Here is a 19,412-nt window from a genome sequence, read left to right on the forward strand (position 1 = left end):
TTATATGTTACTTCTTCTTATTCTTTTTCTTCTTACCGTTCGTTTCTTCCTTTTCTGGACGCATTGTTGGGAAAAGGATGACATCACGAATAGACTTAGCATCAGTTAATAGCATTACTAACCGGTCGATACCGATTCCGAGACCACCTGTTGGCGGCATCCCATATTCAAGGGCCTCAACGTAATCTAAGTCTACTGGTTCTGCTTCATCATTACCATTAGCCTTTTCCTTAGCTTGCATTTCAAAACGTTCCTTTTGGTCAATTGGATCGTTTAATTCACTAAAGGCATTCGCTAATTCACTACCGTCAACGTACAATTCAAATCGATCAGTCATTGCTGGATTTTCCTTGTTCCGCTTTGCTAGTGGTGAAACTTCAACTGGGTACTCATAAACAAACGTTGGTTGAATCAAGGTATCTTCAACGAATTCTTCAAAGAAGGCATTCAAAATATGACCCTTTGTCCAGTATGGCTTATATTCAACCTTATGCTCGTCAGCCAGCTTCTTGGCGTCATCATCAGTCATTGATTCATCGCTAAAGTCAATTCCTGTCTTTTCCTTAACAGCGTCAACCATTGTGATCCGCTTAAATTCACCACCAAGGTCGATTTCATGTCCTTGGTAAGTAATCTTGCCATCATCAGAGACAACCTTAGCCGCTACCTTAACAATCCCCTCAGTTTCATCCATTACGTCACGGAAGTCAAAGTAAGCAGCATAGGTTTCCATTGTGGTAAATTCAGGGTTATGGTGTGGATCCATCCCTTCATTCCGGAAAATCCGGCCAAGTTCGTAAACCCGTTCAAAGCCACCAACAATCAACCGCTTCAAGTAAAGTTCGGTTGCAATCCGCAAGTACATATCAATATCCAATGCATTGTGGTGGGTAATAAATGGTCGAGCATTTGCACCCCCTGCTTGGGTGTTCAAAATTGGTGTTTCAACTTCAGTAAAGCCATGTTCATCCATGTAACGACGAACTGCTTTAATGATCGCTGTTCGTTGGTGGAAGCGCTTGAAGCTTTCTGGATTTGAAATCAGGTCAAGATAACGTTGCCGATAAATTGTTTCAGGATCGGTAACCCCTTCCCACTTGTTTGGAAGTGGCCGAAGAGCTTTAGACAAGAATGTAATCTTGTGGGCCCGAACAGTTAATTCTCCCGTATCGGTTTTGATTACATCCCCTTCAATCCCAAGAAAGTCACCAATATCAGCACGCTTAAAGATATGGTATGGTTCATCACCAACCATGTCTTTTCGAGCATACACTTGAATCTTACCAGTTCGATCAACGAAATCAGCAAAGCCAGCCTTACCGCTACTCCGCTTCCGCGTCATTCGACCAGCGATAATCACCATTTCGCCCTTTTCGCTTAGTTCTTCCTTATCAAATTGATCGTACTTATCGTGCAAGTCTTGAGCAAGGTGATCCCGCTTAAAGCGACGACCGAATGGTTCAATTCCCGCCTCTTTAAGTTCTTCCATCTTTTCGCGACGAACGCGCATTTGATCTAATTCTTGTGACACGTACTTTCTCCTCCTCTTAATTAAGCGTGCTTCCGTTGCTCTTTCTTCAATTCACGCTCAGCTGTTTGTTCAGCAAACCGATCAAAAATATCATTCATTTCCTGACGAGTCTCCGCTTCAACTAACGAAGCTTTGGTCCGGGCAGAACGTGGAATTCCCTTAAGATAGTAAGTAGAAAGGCCACGAAATTCCCGAACACCCTCATATTCACCTTTGAGGTCAATCAACCGATTAAGGTGTTCCTTAGCCATCTTAATTTTTTGTTCAGGTGTGGCTTCAGGAAGAAGCTCGCCAGTTTCCAAGTAATGTTCTGTTCGCTTTAACATCCATGGGTTACCAAGAGCTGCTCGACCAATCATTGCAGCGGTTGCTCCCGTCTCATCCAGAATCCGCTTAGCATCTTCTGGAGTCCGAACATCACCATTAGCCATAAATGGAATTGATAAATGATCTGCTACTTCTTTTAGTATATTCCAATCAGCGTGTCCCGTATACATTTGTTTTCGGGTTCGACCATGCATTGCTAGAGCTGCAGCACCTGCCCGTTCAGCTGCTAGGGCATTTTCAACTGCATAGATATGCTTATCGTCCCAGCCAGTCCGCATTTTTACCGTAACTGGTTTTTTCACTGCATCGGTAACATATGATACCATTTCGTAAACCTTATTGGGGTCAAGAAGCCAGCGGGCACCAGCATCCGTTTTAACAACCTTATTAACTGGGCATCCCATATTAATATCAATCACATCAGCTGCTGTATGTTCATCAACATACTTAGCGGCCTGAACTAAGGTTTCCTTTGTACCACCAAAAATTTGAATTCCCATCGGGTGCTCACTTGGATCGACATCCATCATGTTCAACGTTTTCTTGTTATGGTACATAATTCCTCGATCAGAAATCATCTCGCAGACTACGTATCCTGCACCAAACTCCTTGCAAATCACCCGAAATGCCGAGTTGGTAACTCCAGCCATTGGGGCAACCACAACTTGGTTAGGAATTTCGACAGTTCCAATATGCCACTTCATTTTTTCACCTCATTATAAAATTAATGTGAACTGCACTGGCTAATTCTTCGTTCAATAACCAAATCATGATAGCACATCATCGATTTTTCACCAAATAAATTGGGTTATTTAGATTCCTCTTGGTTCATTTTGGCATAGATATCTTTTAATTTCTGCTCATTAAATTCATACTTCTTACCACAGAATTGGCAGACCGCTTCAGCATGGTGATCTTCATTGATCATCTTTTCCAGATCCTTCTTTGAGATACTTGCCAACGCGTGAGCAAACCGTTCCTTACTGCAATCGCAACGGTATGAAACTGGCATCCGGTCTAAAATCTTCAATTGATCACCAAAAATTCGTTTCAAGATATCCTCAGGAGTATCACCGTCCCGAAGCATTTCTGATACTAATGGCAACTCCTTCAATTTCTTTTCAAGTTTACTAATTTCTTCATCACTTGCCCCAGGGAGCACTTGAATCATAAAACCACCAGCAACTTCAATTGATTCATCAGGATTAACAAAGACAGAAAGACCAACCGCTGACGGAATCTGTTCCGATTGTGCAAGGTAATAGGTAAAGTCATCACCAAGTTCACCAGAAACCAAATTAACCTGCCCGGTATATGGCGTCTTATCTCCAGGCGCCATTTTGGTAACGGATAATGTTCCGTGTTTGCCAATCGCTCCAGAAACATCGATCTTTCCCTTTTCATTTGCCGGTAAACTAACGTGGTTATTCCCCATGTAGCCCTTAACGGTTCCCTGAGCTGTCCCATCAGCAACAATAAACCCAACTGGACCATCACCCTGAATTTTAACGGTCATCCCTGCTTCACCTTGGAGACTGGCAGTTGCCAAAAGGAGAGTTCCAATTAGTGTTCGACCAAGAGCAGCTGAAGAAGCACTCCAGGTATCATGAATTTCATGGGCCTTTTCGACTAATTGACTGGCATTAACCGCATAAGCACGAAACTTGCCGTCCTTGCTAATACTTTTTACTAAATAGTCTGTTGATTTCATTTTTATCATCCTTTCACGTAAAAAACAGGAAGAACACGACCGACCTCTCGGCTTATTCCCCCTGTTTCTCAATCTAATTATTTATCACGCTCATCCGGAGCATCGGAATGATCGGAATCAGAATCTGCATCACTAGCAGATGTTGGTGCATCAGCTGCCTCACTATTTGGAGTATCAGCAGCTTGTGAAGCTTCATCATCTGTAGCTGAACTACTTGCTTTTAGTTGTTCAGTTGCGTTACTGTGCTTTTCATCTTCTAATCTTTCCAAGGCACGCTTTGACTCTTCAAAGGTTTGTGCACGGGCTTCTTCATCAGCCGCAGCAATATCCTTATCAGGCAATTTCCCAGTCTTATAAAGACTAAGAATTTGCTTTTCGTCAAGTGTTTCATACTTCAGTAACGCTTCAGCAATCAGCTTATGTTGTTCACGGTGGGTCTCGATGATGTGAAGAGCTTGTTCGTGTCCTTCACGAAGGATCCGGCGAACTTCCTCGTCAACTAAGGCAGCAGTCTTTTCAGAGTATGGTGACTGGTCGTAGCCCTGACCTATAAATACTTGACCAGAACTTTGTAATTCAACAGGACCAATCTTATCACTCATCCCGTATTGGGTAACCATTGCCCGCGCAATTTGAGTTGCTTGTTCAAAGTCATTAGAAGCACCTGAAGATTGAGACTTGAAGATTAATTCTTCAGCTGCACGACCACCCATTAATCCGGCGATCTGTTCTTCAGCGTTCTTCTTAGACATTAACATCTGATCTTCCCGCGGCAGCATAATAGCGTAACCACCAGCACGACCACGAGGAACAATTGTTACCTTATGGACGACTCGGGCATCATTCAAGACAAGCCCAACAATTGTGTGCCCTGCTTCGTGGTAAGCAACAGTCCGCCGTTCTTGCTTTGATTCCACCCGATCATGCTTAGCCGGACCGGCAATTACCCGGTCTTCAGCCTCATCTAGATCAGCAGCATCAATTTGCGTCTTGTTTCGGCGAGCAGCTAATAGCGCAGCTTCATTTAGCAAGTTAGCCAAGTCAGCACCGACGAACCCAGGCGTTTGCTTTGCAATTTCCTTCAGATCAACGTCATTTGCCAATGGCTTATTTTTAGCATGAACACGGAGAATAGCTTCACGTCCCTTAACGTCTGGACGACCAACTAAAATCTTCCGGTCAAACCGACCTGGACGAAGCAAAGCAGGATCCAAGACATCAGAACGGTTAGTAGCAGCCATTACGATGACACCTTCGTCACCTTGGAACCCATCCATTTCAACCAGTAATTGGTTCAGGGTTTGTTCACGTTCATCATGGCCACCACCCATTCCGGCACCACGCCGTCGACCAACGGCATCAATTTCATCAATGAAAATGATTGCAGGGGCTGCTTTTTTAGCCTGTTCGAATAAGTCCCGAACCCGGCTAGCACCAACACCGACAAACATTTCAACGAAGTCAGAACCAGAAATTGAGAAGAATGGAACTCCAGATTCACCAGCAACCGCCTTTGCAAGCAAGGTCTTACCAGTACCTGGAGGACCCTCAAGTAGAACACCAGATGGGATCTTAGCACCCAAACGAGTGAACTTCTTTGGATTCTTTAAGAATTCAACAACTTCAACCAATTCTTGTTTTTCTTCTTCTTCACCAGCAACGTCAGAGAACCGAACCTTGTTTTTCTTGGCATCAGCAGGCTTTGCTTTTGTCTTACCAAAGCTCATTACTCCACGACCGCCACCACCTTGGCCAGCTTGGCCCATCATCATGTAGAAAAAGAATATCATGATGATTAGTGGCAAAACAGTTAACAGCAAGTTCATCCAAACACTGTTAGATTCCTCTGCCCGCGTACTGATCTTAACGTTATCCCGGTTAGCATACTTTTGCAGTTGACTAACAGTTACGTCACTTTGTAATACCGAACTTTGGAAGTGGTTAACTTTACTGTTTCGTTGCGTGGCAAAACCAAAACTATTAGCAGAGTTATTATCAACAGATTGTGGTTTACGATAAGTACCAGTAATCTTATAAACTCCACCATTTGGCTGTAGCTGGAAACTCTTAACCTTGTTACTCTTCAATTCAGAGATAAACTCTGTTTGTGAGACAGTCTTACTTTGTCCATTATTTTGGCTTCCACCAAAGAAGAAGTAAGCAATTCCCATAATACATAAGAAAATCACTGCGTAGAAGAGAACGTTATGAGTAAAATTATTGTTTCTCCGATTGTTATTCATAACAACCTCCTATCTACCAGCAACAATAGTGTGGTTACAATTGTAGTGACTATCATAGCATAATTGACAAATATTGACCAGCCAATTATCACGCTGATAATCACCACCCATCATTGGTCAATTTTACATTTTTTAAATTAACTTTTCCACTGATTTGACAGTAACTAATCTCAAATAAAAAGGCGAGAAAAAATTTTTCTCGCCATCACCTTATTAATCCTTTTCATAAACAGCTGGTTTCAAGATCCCAACATACGGAAGATTTCTGTAATATCCTTGGTAATCCAAACCATAACCAACTAGAAATTCATTGGGAACATTAAAGCCAACATAATCGGCCTTCACTTCAACTTGTCGTCCCTCAGGCTTATCTAATAAAGTACATACCTTAACACTCTTTGCACCACGTTCTTTTAAGAGATCGATTAGGTACTTTAAAGTATGACCAGTATCAACAATATCTTCCATAATGAGGATTGAACGATCACGAACATCTGACTTCAAATCCTGAACCAGTTTTACTTTCCCAGTAGAAGAAGTTCCGCCATAGTAACTAGAAACATCAATAAAATCAAGTTTTGCCATTATATCCATTCGCTTGATCATATCAACAGTAAATAAAACAGCACCAGTCATTACGGAAATAATCAATGGACGCTGATCCTTGTACTCAGCAGTCAGTTGTTTAGCAAGTTCGTCCATCCGCCGATTAAGTTCTTCCTTACTGTATAAAACTCGTTCAATATCGTTATTCATTCTTTTCTCCTCTTCAAATCGCGCCTGCCAATAAATAGTCGTTGCCACCGGGTAGGGTAGTCGCGGGGACGAGTAAACCATCCCCATTTACGCCCAACAATCCAGACAACATTATTTTGAGCGTCAACAATTACTAACTGTTGATTACGTCTTGATAACGGCACTTTCTGATCAATTAAAACCCGACCAACTTTTTGGTGACCGCCATTCTTCAATGGTAGCCGATCTCGTTCTCGCCACCGCCGAATTGTTAATGGTAACTGCTCAGGTGATAACCACATTTCTTGACAGTATTCTCCCTGGTTAAAGAAGGTCCTATCCTTAGCGACAGCGATTTGATAATCGTTTTCAATTGAATACCAACGGCCCAATTTTACCACAGAATTTATGGAAGTTTGAGTTTTTTGTGGCGATTGATTAACATTTTTTATATATAGTTCGGAATAGTTCTTAAATAGTGCTAAATCAGGGGCAACCTGGCGTTCAAACTGGGGTAAATGACGATTATTAATGTCTGCAAGTAACTGCTCAATAAAGCCCCGTTTCAGCCCTAAGGCGCCAGTTTCCTCCAGCCACTTTACTAAAACCAGCCGCTCCTTAGCTAGAGATAGCTGACCTAGTTTTTTTATATCCAGATGGTCATTCTTGTTACTAAGTTTTGCTAGTTGTTCTTGAGCAAACTGGTTTTCAAGTTCAACTGCTAATTCTAACTGCTCATGGTAACTATTTAAAGAAGCTAAGAAATTAGCATTTTCTTTTTCTAATAATGGAATAACCTGATGACGAAAACGATTGCGACTAACATTCAGTTCGTGGTTAGTTAAATCTTCATACCACTTCAAATGATTATTGATGGCATATTCACGCAATCGGTGTTTAGGAAAAATTAAAAGAGGGCGTTCAAGCACTCCTGATGCAAAGGGCCGCTTTTCCTCAATCCCGATTAACTGGTGTAATTGACCACCACGGGTAAGCTTCATCAGCATTGTTTCAGCAAGATCATTTTGGTGATGAGCTGTCAATAAAATTGTTGCTTGCTCTTCTTTCATCACCTGAGCAAAAAACCGGTAACGCATTTTCCGGGCAGCTTCTTCAATCCCAGTTTGTGGATGATCAGCTAATGACCAATGATGAACGAGCAGTTTGAGCTGGTGTTCATTGCAATAATTTCGAATAAATCGCTCCTCTTCCTCACTCTGCTTTCGTAACCGATGATTAACATGGGCAACAATTATTTGAGGGCGGATACTTACGGGAAGCTCCTGTAGCAACGCTAACAAGACCATTGAATCTACTCCCGTTGAAACCGCCACGACCACTCTATCATTTTTATTAAAAAAGCGACCCCGTTCCAGGTGCCGCTTAAATTCGTTGTTTAATTCCATCTTAGCTCCGACGACCACCACGACCGCCACGCTTACCATCAGTTTGACGTTTTAATGTTGAAAGGCGGGATTCGCTTTCTTTCAAGTATCCAGCTAACATTTCATCAAAATTTTCGTGGTGTCGCGATTGGTGATGGCCTGAGTTGAATCCACGGTGGTAACCATGCTGACCTTGACGCTCAAAATCATTATTCCGGTGTTCATGATGCTCGTGATGGAAGTTATTATGACGATGCTCGCGATGTTCGCCACGTTCGTCGTCATGATGGCGTTCTTCCGCATCCTTCATGGATAAAGCAATTTTGCCATCATCGCCAACTTTAGTGACCTTAACAGTCACGGTATCACCAACTGATAATACATCATGAATATCTTTTACGTAATTATTTGAGATCTGACTAATGTGTACTAAACCAGTTTGGTTATCATCCAAATCAACAAAGGCCCCAAAATTAGTAATTCCTGAAACCTTACCCGAAACCTTTGCTCCAACTTCAATTGACATGAAATTAATTGATCCTCCTCAAGCCACAATATTGTGATAAATGTACGTTGAGTATACCATACTTCAAACCAGAAAAGGTGCTAAAACTAAGAAAAAACAGGAACAAGTTATCCATGACCCTGTTCCTGTTTTTTATCGTTAATTATCTAAATTATAAACTGTCTCGCCCTTCTTCGTATAGTTATACTTTGAGCGAATTATTTGTTGCAGATAATCGGGATTATGTAATTGCTTTTTTTCTTGTTTAAGGTCTTTTCCAATATCCCTCTGACGAGCTAATTGCGTTTTTGAAGTACGAATACTTGCTTCAATCTTTGCTAAAGACCGTTTGCTTTGAATAATTTGAAAACCAAGAAGCAAAAAAACAACCGAGAAGATTAACAAAATTCGTTTACAGCGCTTAATGTGCGCACGACGAACCAACTGCTGGTTAACAGTCATTTGTTGCGCATAAGGCGTATTAATTTGTGAAATTTTGTCAGATCGACTCCTCATTTTAGTTGCCCCCTAATTTGGCTTATCACGGACTAAGTATAACAGCTTTTTAGGGAAATTGTCTATAAACATTTAAAATTATTAAATATTTTATTAATAACTGTTCAAAATCAGCGTTAATCAAAATTTTCCGCATAGGTTTCATCAATAATTTTGTACATATTTTCCGCTTCACTCTTCTTGGTTGTTTCAACAATTTGGTTAACTTTAACCGTTTCAGTCTTATTACCAAACTTAATTGTTAACGTATCACCCGCTACAACCTGACTTGAAGACTTTGCTGGCCGATTATTAATTAAAATTCTTCCCTGATCAGCAATCTCCTTGGCAACGGAGCGTCTCTTAATAATTCTTGATACCTTGAGAAACTTATCTAATCGCATTCGATCCTCTTCTTTCTATTTATTTTTCTTTAAATTGCTCAATGCTGTGACAAACTTAAGAAGCTGATGAAGCCAATCATCAATCGTCATTTTCGGTTGAATTACCAGCCGGGCATTTAATTGCCGATCATTTTCACCAATTGTTGCCTTAAATTTTGTCTGAGCTAACTCTTTAATAATTTGTGGCGCCGTAATGTTCCGGCTCCCCTTTTCTGTAAAAGTAATCATGATCTGATCACGTTGTCGTTTGATACTTGCAATCATCGCTAAATCCGCATGTTGTTTCAACTGACTAATCAGGAGTAAATTCCCGACAGCCGTTGGATAATCACCAAAGCGATCAATTAAATCACCTTGAATATCAAGGAGTTCTTCATCACTGGCCGCGGTGCGGATGGTCTTATATAACTCAATTTTTTGTTGTTGATCGTTAATGTAATCATCAGGTAAGTAAGCTTCGACACACAGTTCAATTTCAGCATCTGACTTATCAACTTGCTTTTTCCCCTGCTTCTTGGCAACAGCATCACTCAGCATTGAAGAATAAAGGTCATAGCCGACTGAGTCAATAAAACCGTGTTGCTGCTTTCCCAGAAGATTTCCAGCACCACGAATTGAGAGGTCGCGCATCGCAATCTTAAATCCTGAACCCAGCTCGGTAAAATCGCGAATTGCCGCTAACCGCTTTTCACCCAACTCCGTTAAAACTTTATTGGGCTGGTACATAAAGTAAGCGTAAGCAACCCGATTGCTTCGACCAATTCGGCCGCGAATCTGGTACAGCTGGGCTAATCCCATTCTATCGGCATTCTCAACAAAGAGAGTATTAACATTCGGAATATCAACCCCGGTTTCAATAATCGAAGTCGTCACTAACACGTCATACCCGCCCTGAATAAATTCATAAAGGACTGACTCAAGCTGATTCTCACTCATCTGGCCGTCAATATAGCCAATCCGCGCTTCGGGAACCAGTTGTTGCAAGCGAGCTACGGTCTCTTCAATATCCATTACCCGGTTATGCAGATAATAAACTTGTCCACCCCGCTGCATTTCCCTAAGAATCCCATCTCGAATAGCCCCTGAATTTTGTTCCATCACATAGGTCTGAATCGGATACCGACCAGCAGGAGGCGTCTCCAAGACAGACAAATCACGAACACCAAGCATTGACATATGAAGTGTTCGTGGAATTGGCGTGGCTGTCAACGTTAGGACATCAACGTTGTTCTTCAATTGTTTCAGCTTTTCCTTATGTTTAACCCCAAATCGTTGTTCCTCATCAACAATTAACAGCCCCAAGTCCTTGAAATGGACATCTTTAGATAGGATTCGGTGCGTACCGACAACGACATCAACCGTCCCGTCAGCAAGCCCCTTTTCAGTTTCCTTCAATTCTTTTCTTGTCTTGAAGCGGGACATCAATGCGATCTCAATCGGGAAACCCTCAAATCGTTTTTTCATCGTGTCATAATGTTGTTGAGCTAAGACGGTCGTTGGTACGAGAAAGGCTACTTGTTTTCCGCCAGTAACTGCCTTAAAAATCGCCCGTAAGGCAACTTCGGTTTTCCCGTAACCAACATCCCCGACTAGCAATCGATCCATCGGTTTTGCTTTTTCCATATTCTCCTTAATTTCCGTAATGCTTCGTAATTGATCACGGGTTTCGGAGTAAGGAAAGTTAGCATCAAATTGCTTTTGCAGGTAATCATCCTTTGGAAAGGCATACCCTTTTTCGGTTTCCCGTTTAGCGTATAGGTCGACCAACTCGTCAGCAATATCTTCTACTTTAGAGGCAACGCGGCGTTTAGTCTTAGCCCATTCGTTGCCACCCAACTTGTTAATGTGCGGGGTCTTCGATTCAGCAGAAACGTATTTTTGTACCAGGTTTAATTGGGTAACCGGAACAAAGATTTGCGCATTATTTCGATAATTAATTACCATGTACTCTTGGTGAACACCATCAACTTCCATGGTCCGGATTCCGCTAAAGATCCCAATCCCGTGGTTAACGTGAACGACATAATCTCCTGGTTTTAGGTCTAAGTAATTCTTAATCCGTTCAGCGTTAGCAAGTTTCTGTGGACGAATTCGCCGCTTCTTGACCTGCTTAAACATTTCTCCCTCAGTAATAATTACTAGTCCCATCTGAGGGATTTCAAAGCCGTTTGCTAAATTGGTTGGCACTAATTGAACGACATTTTGTTGAAGATGATTTAACTCGGTTGAGGTAACTTTAATACCAAAATCATCCATTGTTTGGGCAATTTGGTTTCGTCGCTCCTTGCTGGTCGCCATTAAAATAACGGTTTGCCCCTGATCGAGCCACCGTTGCATTTCAGTTTTCAACAGTGGCATTTGGCCAAAGAACCGTTGCATCGTTCGACTACCAAAGTCAGTAAGAACCTTAAACCTTAACTGGCCCATCCCCTTGCGGAAGAGTGCCCAAAAGTCTTGAGCATGTTTGTCACTGCTAATTAATTTACTAACATCATGACCAAGGCTAACTGCTTGCAAGATTTGATGATGTTTAGCCTTATCTTCTAACCATCCTAATTCTTCTTCACCGATCTCTTTAGCCGTCTGCTTAATCCGCGTCCAATCATCAATATGAACCGCCCCATCAGCAGAAAGATAATCCAGAAGAGAATGCCCTTGCGGATAAATCAAATTAGTATAAGTAAGAAATTCGTTAGTTAACTGGTGCTGCTTTAGATCCGTAAGTAACGGTTCAAACCAGTTTGCCAGTTGCTCTAGCTCATCTTCTCCATCAGCCTGTTTTTTCAACTGTTCATACTGTTCGGCTAATTTTTCTTCTACTCGCTCAAACTCATTAACCGGAAGAATAAAGTCAGTTGCGGGAAGAATCTCAACCTCATCAACGTTTTTAATGCTTCGTTGCGTACTAGCATCAAAATACCTCAAGGAGTCAATTTCAGTGTCAAACAGATCAACCCGGACCGGATCATCGGTATTCAAGGAGTAGATATCAATAATTGATCCCCGGACAGCAAAGTCTCCTGGACGCAGAACCATCTTTTGGCGCTGGTACCCCATTGAACTTAATTGGTCTGCCGCTTTTTCAGGATCAATTTCACCGCCGACTTTAAGTGATAATTTTGCCTGTTTAAACAATTCTGGCGCAACAATATTTCGTCGAAGACCAGCAGTCGATGCAATTACAATTGCTGATTTGTTATTAATTAACGCGTTCAATGCTTGAACTCGTTGCAGCCGATAATTCGGTGAACTTGTTGCTACTTCGGCAGCTAAAACTTCTTCTACTGGGAATTGATAGATTTCCTCCTCTGGTAACAGGTTCTCTAAATCCGCTGCCAGCTCTTGCATATGAAAAAGACTATCAGTAATCACTAATTGAGGCTGATCAAGGTTCTTCTGCAATGCCATAAGTAGCAATGTTCGCGCCGATCCTGAAATACCAGTGATTAACTGTCGCTGATGCTTTTGAATTGCCGTCAAAACCTGTTTAAATTCCTTTGTTCGGGTGCAAAAGTCTGTTAATTCCATGGCTTCTCCTCCTTTCTGTTACATTTTTATTTACATTGTGAATTTAATGTTGAAATGCGCTCGCCAGGAACTTGCTAGCTCGCGCTCTAGTTATATTCATTCATCAACTGGGCAAAGTTTTTGCCGTTAATCCAGTCTTCGAGGGCATGTTCGGCGGTAAGGACGGCTTGATCGAAATCTGGACGTTCTTCTTTAGTGAATTTACCGAGAACGTGGCTAACAACGGTGCCATGTTTAGGATGATCAATTCCGACCTTAATGCGATTAAATTTATTAGTCCCTAATGCGTTAATGATGCTCTTCAATCCATTATGACCACCTGATGCGCCATGAGTCTTCAACCGAACTTTACCCACTGGCATATCAAGATCATCATTAACTACTACCAGATCATCAAGGTCAAGATCATAGTAATCAACAAGCGGTCCAACAGCTCTTCCAGAATCATTCATGAAAGTAGTTGGCTTGACGAGCATTACTTTCTCACCGTTGATCATTCCGGTAACGGCAACAGCCTCTTGCTTAAGATGTGTAAAAGCTCCTAGGTGATAATCACGGGCTAATTGTTCTACTACCATAAAGCCTGTATTATGACGAGTTTCATCATAGCGCGTTCCAATATTTCCTAAGCCGACAATCATTTTCATTATTTTAATTCGTCCCCTTTAAGTCAAATGCAAAAAGGCCGCCTTAGTTGCAGCCTAATGCTTATTTACTTCGTTCAATTCTGATTATGTAGAATTACCTGAATGTTATTATACCCTAGCCGTAACTAAAACTAAAACAATTAACGTTACCATTCTTTGGTTATCATATTAGTCATTCTTAATTCTCTCATTTTGTTCTAATACTAAGATCAATTCTGTGTTATGATGATTTATGCACTTAATACGTTTTAATTTAGTAAAGGAAGAACATTATGATTTTTAGTTCGCTTATTAAGAAAAAGGCAGATCTGACTACATTGCCTGAAACCGCAACTCTCCAGGAAGCATTGACCGTTCTTGAAAATACTGGATATCGTTGCGTGCCGATTTTAGATAAGTCTGGGAAAATTTTCCGTGGCAATATCTACAAAATGCATATCTACCGTCATAAGTCACGAAATGGCGATATGACGCTTCCGGTAACTTCACTACTAAAGAACTCTACCAAATTCGTTTCCATTAATTCTGCTTTCTTCTCTGTATTCTTTGCGATCCGTGATCTCCCATACATTGCCGTTTTGGATGAAAATAACCAATTTTATGGCATCCTAACTCACAATCGTTTACTCCGAATGCTTGCAGCCGGATGGAACGTTAACAACGGTAGCTACGTTTTAACTGTCGTTGCCCATGACGAACGGGGGGCTTTAATGAATGCCGCAAAAGAAATCACCCGCTTCTGTCAAATTGTTAACGTTATTTCTTTAGATCCCGATCATTCATCCGTTAAGCAGGTCCTGTTCACCTTACCGACCGATGTTGATCATGACCGAATGGAACGAATTGTTCGGCGGTTAACCAAAAGAGGTTTCGAAGTTACTGAAATTGAAGATTTGCATGAAGCTTAAAAAAGGAACCAAAAATTTGGTTCCTTTTTTTAGATCTCTGTGTAATCAACGACTGCGACAGAGTCAAAACGTTCTTCGCTCGAGTTTCCTAGGCTACATAGTCAAGATCTGCGCAGTAGCTGATTGACTTCTTTCATCAACAAGTTGATAGCAAGAAGTCTAATCAGACTTGCGAGTGTTCACAGACGAAAACAAGTTTTCTGGTTCACTCCTTCGCCGTGACCGCAACTTCCGCCTAGCTATCCCGTCCTTGATTGTAAACAATCATCGTCCGGGTTTTCTAGTGCTCAGTTGCTAATTCGTCACGGCTCGCGCTCTAATCTAAATTCACCCTTGTTTCTGCTGGTTTGGTTTGGGCAAGGATTTTGCCGTGGCGAACATTGGCTAATACTTCGACATGCTTATTCAAGGCATTGTAAAAGTCAGGAGCATTTAACAAGATAAAGTTAGCTGGCTTACCAACCTCAATTCCATACTGATCGGTAATATGAAGAGTTTTAGCTCCATTATACGTAACGAACTTGAACGCATCTTGAAGCTGATGGTAGCCCATCAAATGACCAGCATAAACACCCATGGTTACAGCATCAAGCATGTTCCCATTACCAAGCGAATTCCATGGATCTTGAACATCGTCTTCACCAAAGGAAACGTTCATCCCCGCTTCGGTTAATTCCTTTACCCTGGTCATTCCGCGACGCTTCGGGTAAGTATCAAATCGGCCACCAAGGTGAATATTAACTAATGGGTTAGCAACAAAGTTAATCTCACTTATCTTTAATAGGCGGAATAACTTATAAGTATAAGCATCATTATACGACCCCATTGCAGTCGTATGACTTGCGGTTACTCGATCTTTCATTCCCCGTTCATAGGCTTCGGTTGCCAAGACTTCGAGGTTCCGTGAAGCAGGGTCATCAATCTCGTCACAGTGAACATCAACCAGCCGATCATAATGGTCCGCTAACTTCATTAAGAAATGAACTGATTGCCAGCCATACTCAGTAGTAAATTCAAAATGAGGGATTCCACCAACAACATCGAGGCCTTCCTTAACAGCTTGTTCCATTAGTTCACGCCCATGAGGGAAACTCAGAATTCCTTCTTGCGGAAAGGCTACTAACTGTAAGTCAATCTGATCCTTTAATTCTTCTCGTAACTCCAATAAGGCTCGGGCAGCAATTAAATGCGGATCCGTAACGTCAACGTGACTCCGAATATGCTGAATTCCGTGACCAACCATGTTCTTAATCGTTGCTTTAGCTCTCTGCTTAACGTCTTCAATCGAAAGATCCTGCTTCCGTTCGCTCCAAATCCGAATGCCATCGAATAACGTTCCCGTTTCGTTCCATTCAGGCTCACCAGCCGTTAGTGTTGCATCAAGGTGAACATGGGAGTCAACAAACGGTGGCAACATCAATGCACCATTGCCATCAATAACTTTTTCATCTTCACGCGGCTTGATTTCAGCGGCGATTTCAGTAAATTGACCATCAGTAACGCGAACATCTTTTAACTCTTCATCATTTTCATCATTATCAATGTGAACACTCTTAATTAGCATGACGTGATCCTTTCCGGTCATAAATGGCCATTAAAATGTAATAAAGCAATCCGCTTAGTACCATATCAACAAATGTTGCCCCAACTGTATTAGCAAAAATTGGCATTTGGTGAACCGCAATAAAGAATACTACTCCTAAAGCAAAGACAAGGTAAGCAATCCAGTTAAAGCCGTGATGGTACCAATACTTACCGTTAATTAAACCTAATTGTTTAACGTCATAGTGACGGTGCGCACGAATATAGAAATCAGTACAGATGATCGCAATTGTTGGTCCCAGAACCATTCCAACATAATCAAGGAAAGATTCAAAAGTATCCAAGAAGCTCCCAACAAACATTGGAATAAAGGTTACAATTGTTGCTAAAAGAACCACGATCCACAATGAGTATTTTAGCCGTAGCCGAATAAAAATATTCGATAAGGCTGATCCGGCGGCAAGCAGGTTAACCGCGTTGGCAGTCATTGACGTCAAGATAATTACTAAGAACGCTACAACCCCAAGGCCTAACTTACTTGCAATTGTCGATGGATCCGAGTTATTAGCATTATAAACGCCGCTTGAAATTGCAATACTAATTGTGGAAATTAAACCAATAAAGGCAAACCACACAACCCCAATCAATGCTCCCCAAAATGGTGTATGGATCGCATTATTCTTGATTGAAGTAAAGCGGGTAAAGTCAGCACCGGCAGTCACCCAAGCCAGGTTAAAAGCAGCTACGTAATCAATCGCTGCTCCAGTAGCCATCCGTGCCTTTGCCGGTACATGCCAGCCAATGATTTGATCCATCGAAACTGTCTTAAAAACAGCAACAGATTCCCAAAGGACAAAAATAAAGACAAGGATAATCCCAATTCGTTCAATCAATTGAACCGACCGTGAACCACTGGAAACACTGATGATGTGAAGAATACTCATAATCAAAATCCCAACAACTAACCCTTTGTCACCACCTGGTTGTCCCCAAAGCGGCCAGTGAAGCAACTGGTGGAAAATAAGACTAACTGATTGAGCAGCGATAAATGTATTAACTGCCGTCCAGCCAATAAACTGGGTAATGTTAACCAGTGATGGTAAGTAGCTTCCGCGTTCCCCAAAGGATGCCCGGCTAATCGCCATGGTTGAAACACCTGTTTTGTAACCAATATAACCGATTAGGCTCAGGAAAACATATGATAAGGCTGACGAAAGAACAAGCACCTTCATTGCCACGGCAAATCCACAAGCAGCAAGAACACCACCGACAAACCAGGTTCCGTTATTTGCGTTTGCCCCAACCCAGGTTGCAAACATGTCCCATCTTGTTGTTCGCCGACTCTTCATGGGAATACTTAAGATTGGCGTGTGTTGTTTATCTTCCACAATCGTTCCTCCTAAATAAATAACCTTGAGTCCCGTAAAGAACTCAAGGCTATCCAATCTCTGCGTGGTCGACTGTGGATCACTGCTTATTAATTCGGTAGTCTTTTGTAGTCTCACGGGGCTACATTAAAGGACCTATAAAATTATCTAAATTATATCAAATGGATCAACGATGTCAAGCAACTAATCAGTATAAACCCGGTGAACACGGTTACTGATATTTGTCATAATTTCATAGTTGATTGTTCCTGCTCGATCAGCAAGATCATTAGCTGTGATTTTCTTGTCTCCGGACCGCCCCATTAAAACAACTCGTGTTCCGACTGGGTAAGGCTTAGGCAGACGGATCATCATCTGGTCCATGCAAACCCGCCCGGCAATATCACAAAATTGACCGTCGACAAGAACCTTGTAACCCGTCATACAACGTGGATAACCGTCAGCATAACCGATTGGCAAAGTTGCCAGCCATTCATCTTCTTGCGCGGTATAGGTTGCACCATAGCTTACTGATTCACCAGCCTTGAGTTTCTTAACAAAACTAATACTGGTAACCAGCTGTTCCACTGGTTTCAAATCAAGGGTCGCGGTCAATTCACGACCGGATGGATTTTGTCCGTACATTGAAATTCCCATTCGAACAGTATTGGCCGTGATCTTTTCTCGGTGCCACATTCCGGTAGCGGAGTTTGCCATATGGACAAATGGTGGTAACTCAGTCAAACTATTGACAAATTGTTCCCACTTATTAACCTGCTTGTTAAAGTAGCTATCATCAGCACTATCTGCAGTTGCAAAATGGGTAAACATCCCTTCAAATTCAAATTCGTGGTGCTCACGGACGAACCTAGCTGCTTCATTAAAACTTTCAACAGTTGTAAAGCCAATCCGCCCCATCCCTGAATCAATCCCTAGGTGAACCTTCAACGGCTTAGTCCAATGATTGGCTACTGCTAATTGATGATAGTCTTCAAGCCAGTCTAACGAACCAACAGTCAACGATACTCCTGCTTCTGCAGCAATATGAGCATTCTCCACGGGGGTAATTCCTAAAACCAAGATTAATGATGTGATCCCACTATCGCGTAATTCTAGTGCCTCATCTAGGATTGCAACGCAAGTCCCCGTTGCCCCAGCCTTAATTGCTGTTTGCGCCACCGGAACTAGGCCATTTCCATAAGCATTCGCCTTAACAACCGTAAGGATCTTACTATTAGGAGCCAGTAACTTTTGCTGTTCATAAATATTGTGCTTAATTGCTCCTAAATCAACAATTAATTTTGTATCTCGTAATCGTCCACTAATCATTTTTATCCTCCAAAAGAATTTCTGTGATGACATTTACTGCAGTATGGCTAACCGATGCATGGACACGACCAGCAAACGGCGCTTTAGTAACAATTGGCGCTCCCAGCTGGTTATCAATAACCTCAATATCTTGAAAGCCAACTTCACTACCAATTCCGGTTCCATATGCCTTTGAAAAGGACTCCTTTAATGACCAACGACCAGCTAAGTATTCCAGTGCACGTGAACCATCTAGCCCCTCATACTGCTTTTGCTCTGCCGGTGTCAATATTTTGCTAACAAATTGGGGATGCTTTTGCCGCATTTCCTGAATTCGTTTAATCTCAGTGATGTCAATTCCAATTCCCTTAATCACTGTCATAACCTCTTATTTAATAAAATTTACCTATCATTATTATTTGAACTCTTATTTTCGCATAAATAAATAATAATTCGCAAGATTACATTATTTTACTTTGAACCTTACCGCAAATTATCTATAATAAATAGGTGTAAAAATTTAATTACGAATATCTTAAATTTTTGCTGGAACAATTAACTAACTTACTATGGCGCGCTAAACTCGTTATGGTATATTAGCTTTTATGAGCGAAAGGAGCGATTCGTAATCTTTAGTAAAAGTATTAAGAATCATCCTGCACTAATATTCATCTTAAAAACGGTATTCTACTTTATCGTTATTCTCCTGCTAATTTACCTTTATGGTTATTATGGAGCAGGTCAAGAACCGTTCATTTACAATGAATTCTAATGTG

The 19,412-nt window shown here is 41.6% G+C and carries 17 protein-coding genes; 2 read left to right on the forward strand and 15 right to left on the reverse strand.

Going from position 1 to position 19,412, the window contains the following annotated elements; all coding sequences use genetic code 11:
• Positions 1-7 precede the first annotated feature (7 nt).
• The 11 genes from lysS to pth all read right to left on the reverse strand — a co-directional run bounded on the left by lysS (position 8) and on the right by pth (position 13,511).
• Entirely contained in the window at positions 8-1,531 is a 1,524-nt protein-coding gene (gene lysS, locus PRK60_RS08035) for a lysine--tRNA ligase (protein ID WP_273645942.1), read from the reverse strand.
• 20 nt (positions 1,532-1,551) lie between these two features.
• Positions 1,552-2,562 (reverse strand): tRNA dihydrouridine synthase DusB, encoded by a 1,011-nt coding sequence (gene dusB, locus PRK60_RS08040; RefSeq protein WP_273645943.1) that lies wholly within the window; start codon positions 2,560-2,562, stop codon positions 1,552-1,554.
• Positions 2,563-2,666: 104 nt separating this feature from the next.
• Positions 2,667-3,569: an Hsp33 family molecular chaperone HslO gene (gene hslO / locus PRK60_RS08045; protein WP_102168315.1), complete on the reverse strand. Its 903-nt coding sequence runs from the start codon at positions 3,567-3,569 to the stop codon at positions 2,667-2,669.
• A 77-nt stretch (positions 3,570-3,646) separates the two neighbouring features.
• Complete coding sequence (ftsH, locus tag PRK60_RS08050; RefSeq protein WP_273645944.1) at positions 3,647-5,812, reverse strand: ATP-dependent zinc metalloprotease FtsH; 2,166 nt, start codon at positions 5,810-5,812, stop codon at positions 3,647-3,649.
• Positions 5,813-6,025: 213 nt separating this feature from the next.
• Positions 6,026-6,568 (reverse strand): hypoxanthine phosphoribosyltransferase, encoded by a 543-nt coding sequence (gene hpt / locus PRK60_RS08055; RefSeq protein WP_102168313.1) that lies wholly within the window; start codon positions 6,566-6,568, stop codon positions 6,026-6,028.
• Positions 6,565-7,953 (reverse strand): tRNA lysidine(34) synthetase TilS, encoded by a 1,389-nt coding sequence (gene tilS, locus PRK60_RS08060; protein ID WP_148444467.1) that lies wholly within the window; start codon positions 7,951-7,953, stop codon positions 6,565-6,567. The genes hpt and tilS overlap by 4 nt, the downstream gene beginning before the upstream one ends.
• A gap of 1 nt (position 7,954) precedes the next feature.
• The gene (locus PRK60_RS08065; RefSeq protein ID WP_102168311.1) at positions 7,955-8,458 is read right to left on the reverse strand and encodes a S1 domain-containing RNA-binding protein; all 504 of its coding nucleotides are present in this window, start codon (positions 8,456-8,458) and stop codon (positions 7,955-7,957) included.
• Positions 8,459-8,596: 138 nt separating this feature from the next.
• Positions 8,597-8,953 (reverse strand): FtsB family cell division protein, encoded by a 357-nt coding sequence (locus PRK60_RS08070; RefSeq protein WP_102168310.1) that lies wholly within the window; start codon positions 8,951-8,953, stop codon positions 8,597-8,599.
• Positions 8,954-9,069: 116 nt separating this feature from the next.
• Positions 9,070-9,336: an RNA-binding S4 domain-containing protein gene (locus PRK60_RS08075; RefSeq protein WP_003717850.1), complete on the reverse strand. Its 267-nt coding sequence runs from the start codon at positions 9,334-9,336 to the stop codon at positions 9,070-9,072.
• Positions 9,337-9,351: 15 nt separating this feature from the next.
• Positions 9,352-12,864, reverse strand: a complete 3,513-nt coding sequence (gene mfd / locus PRK60_RS08080) for a transcription-repair coupling factor (protein ID WP_273645945.1) — start codon at positions 12,862-12,864, stop codon at positions 9,352-9,354.
• An 86-nt stretch (positions 12,865-12,950) separates the two neighbouring features.
• Complete coding sequence (gene pth / locus PRK60_RS08085) at positions 12,951-13,511, reverse strand: aminoacyl-tRNA hydrolase (protein ID WP_102168308.1); 561 nt, start codon at positions 13,509-13,511, stop codon at positions 12,951-12,953.
• A gap of 272 nt (positions 13,512-13,783) precedes the next feature.
• Here pth and cbpA point away from each other — a divergent pair, with 272 nt between their 5' ends.
• On the forward strand, positions 13,784-14,419 hold the full coding sequence (gene cbpA / locus PRK60_RS08090) for a cyclic di-AMP binding protein CbpA (RefSeq protein ID WP_102168307.1): 636 nt from the start codon (positions 13,784-13,786) through the stop codon (positions 14,417-14,419).
• Between the two features lie 316 nt (positions 14,420-14,735).
• On the opposite strand, the gene codA is transcribed toward cbpA, so the two are convergent.
• The 4 genes from codA to acpS form a co-directional block, all read right to left on the reverse strand.
• Positions 14,736-15,983, reverse strand: coding sequence for a cytosine deaminase (codA, locus tag PRK60_RS08095; RefSeq protein ID WP_273645946.1), 1,248 nt, complete (start codon positions 15,981-15,983; stop codon positions 14,736-14,738).
• Positions 15,973-17,349, reverse strand: coding sequence for a cytosine permease (locus PRK60_RS08100; RefSeq protein WP_102168305.1), 1,377 nt, complete (start codon positions 17,347-17,349; stop codon positions 15,973-15,975). Before PRK60_RS08100 ends, codA begins: the two co-directional genes overlap by 11 nt.
• A gap of 183 nt (positions 17,350-17,532) precedes the next feature.
• Positions 17,533-18,657, reverse strand: a complete 1,125-nt coding sequence (alr, locus tag PRK60_RS08105; RefSeq protein WP_273645947.1) for an alanine racemase — start codon at positions 18,655-18,657, stop codon at positions 17,533-17,535.
• Positions 18,650-19,012 carry a holo-ACP synthase gene (acpS, locus tag PRK60_RS08110; protein ID WP_102168303.1) on the reverse strand — a complete coding sequence of 121 codons (363 nt, stop codon included), beginning with the start codon at positions 19,010-19,012 and terminating at the stop codon, positions 18,650-18,652. The genes alr and acpS overlap by 8 nt, the downstream gene beginning before the upstream one ends.
• A 252-nt stretch (positions 19,013-19,264) precedes the next feature.
• On the opposite strand from acpS, the gene PRK60_RS08115 reads away from it, so the two are divergent.
• A complete protein-coding gene (locus PRK60_RS08115; protein ID WP_102168321.1) occupies positions 19,265-19,408 on the forward strand; it encodes a teichoic acid D-Ala incorporation-associated protein DltX in 144 nt (47 codons plus the stop codon).
• Positions 19,409-19,412 lie beyond the last annotated feature (4 nt).

The sequence above is a fragment of the Limosilactobacillus portuensis genome, from assembly GCF_028607025.1.
GTDB lineage: Bacteria > Bacillota > Bacilli > Lactobacillales > Lactobacillaceae > Limosilactobacillus > Limosilactobacillus portuensis.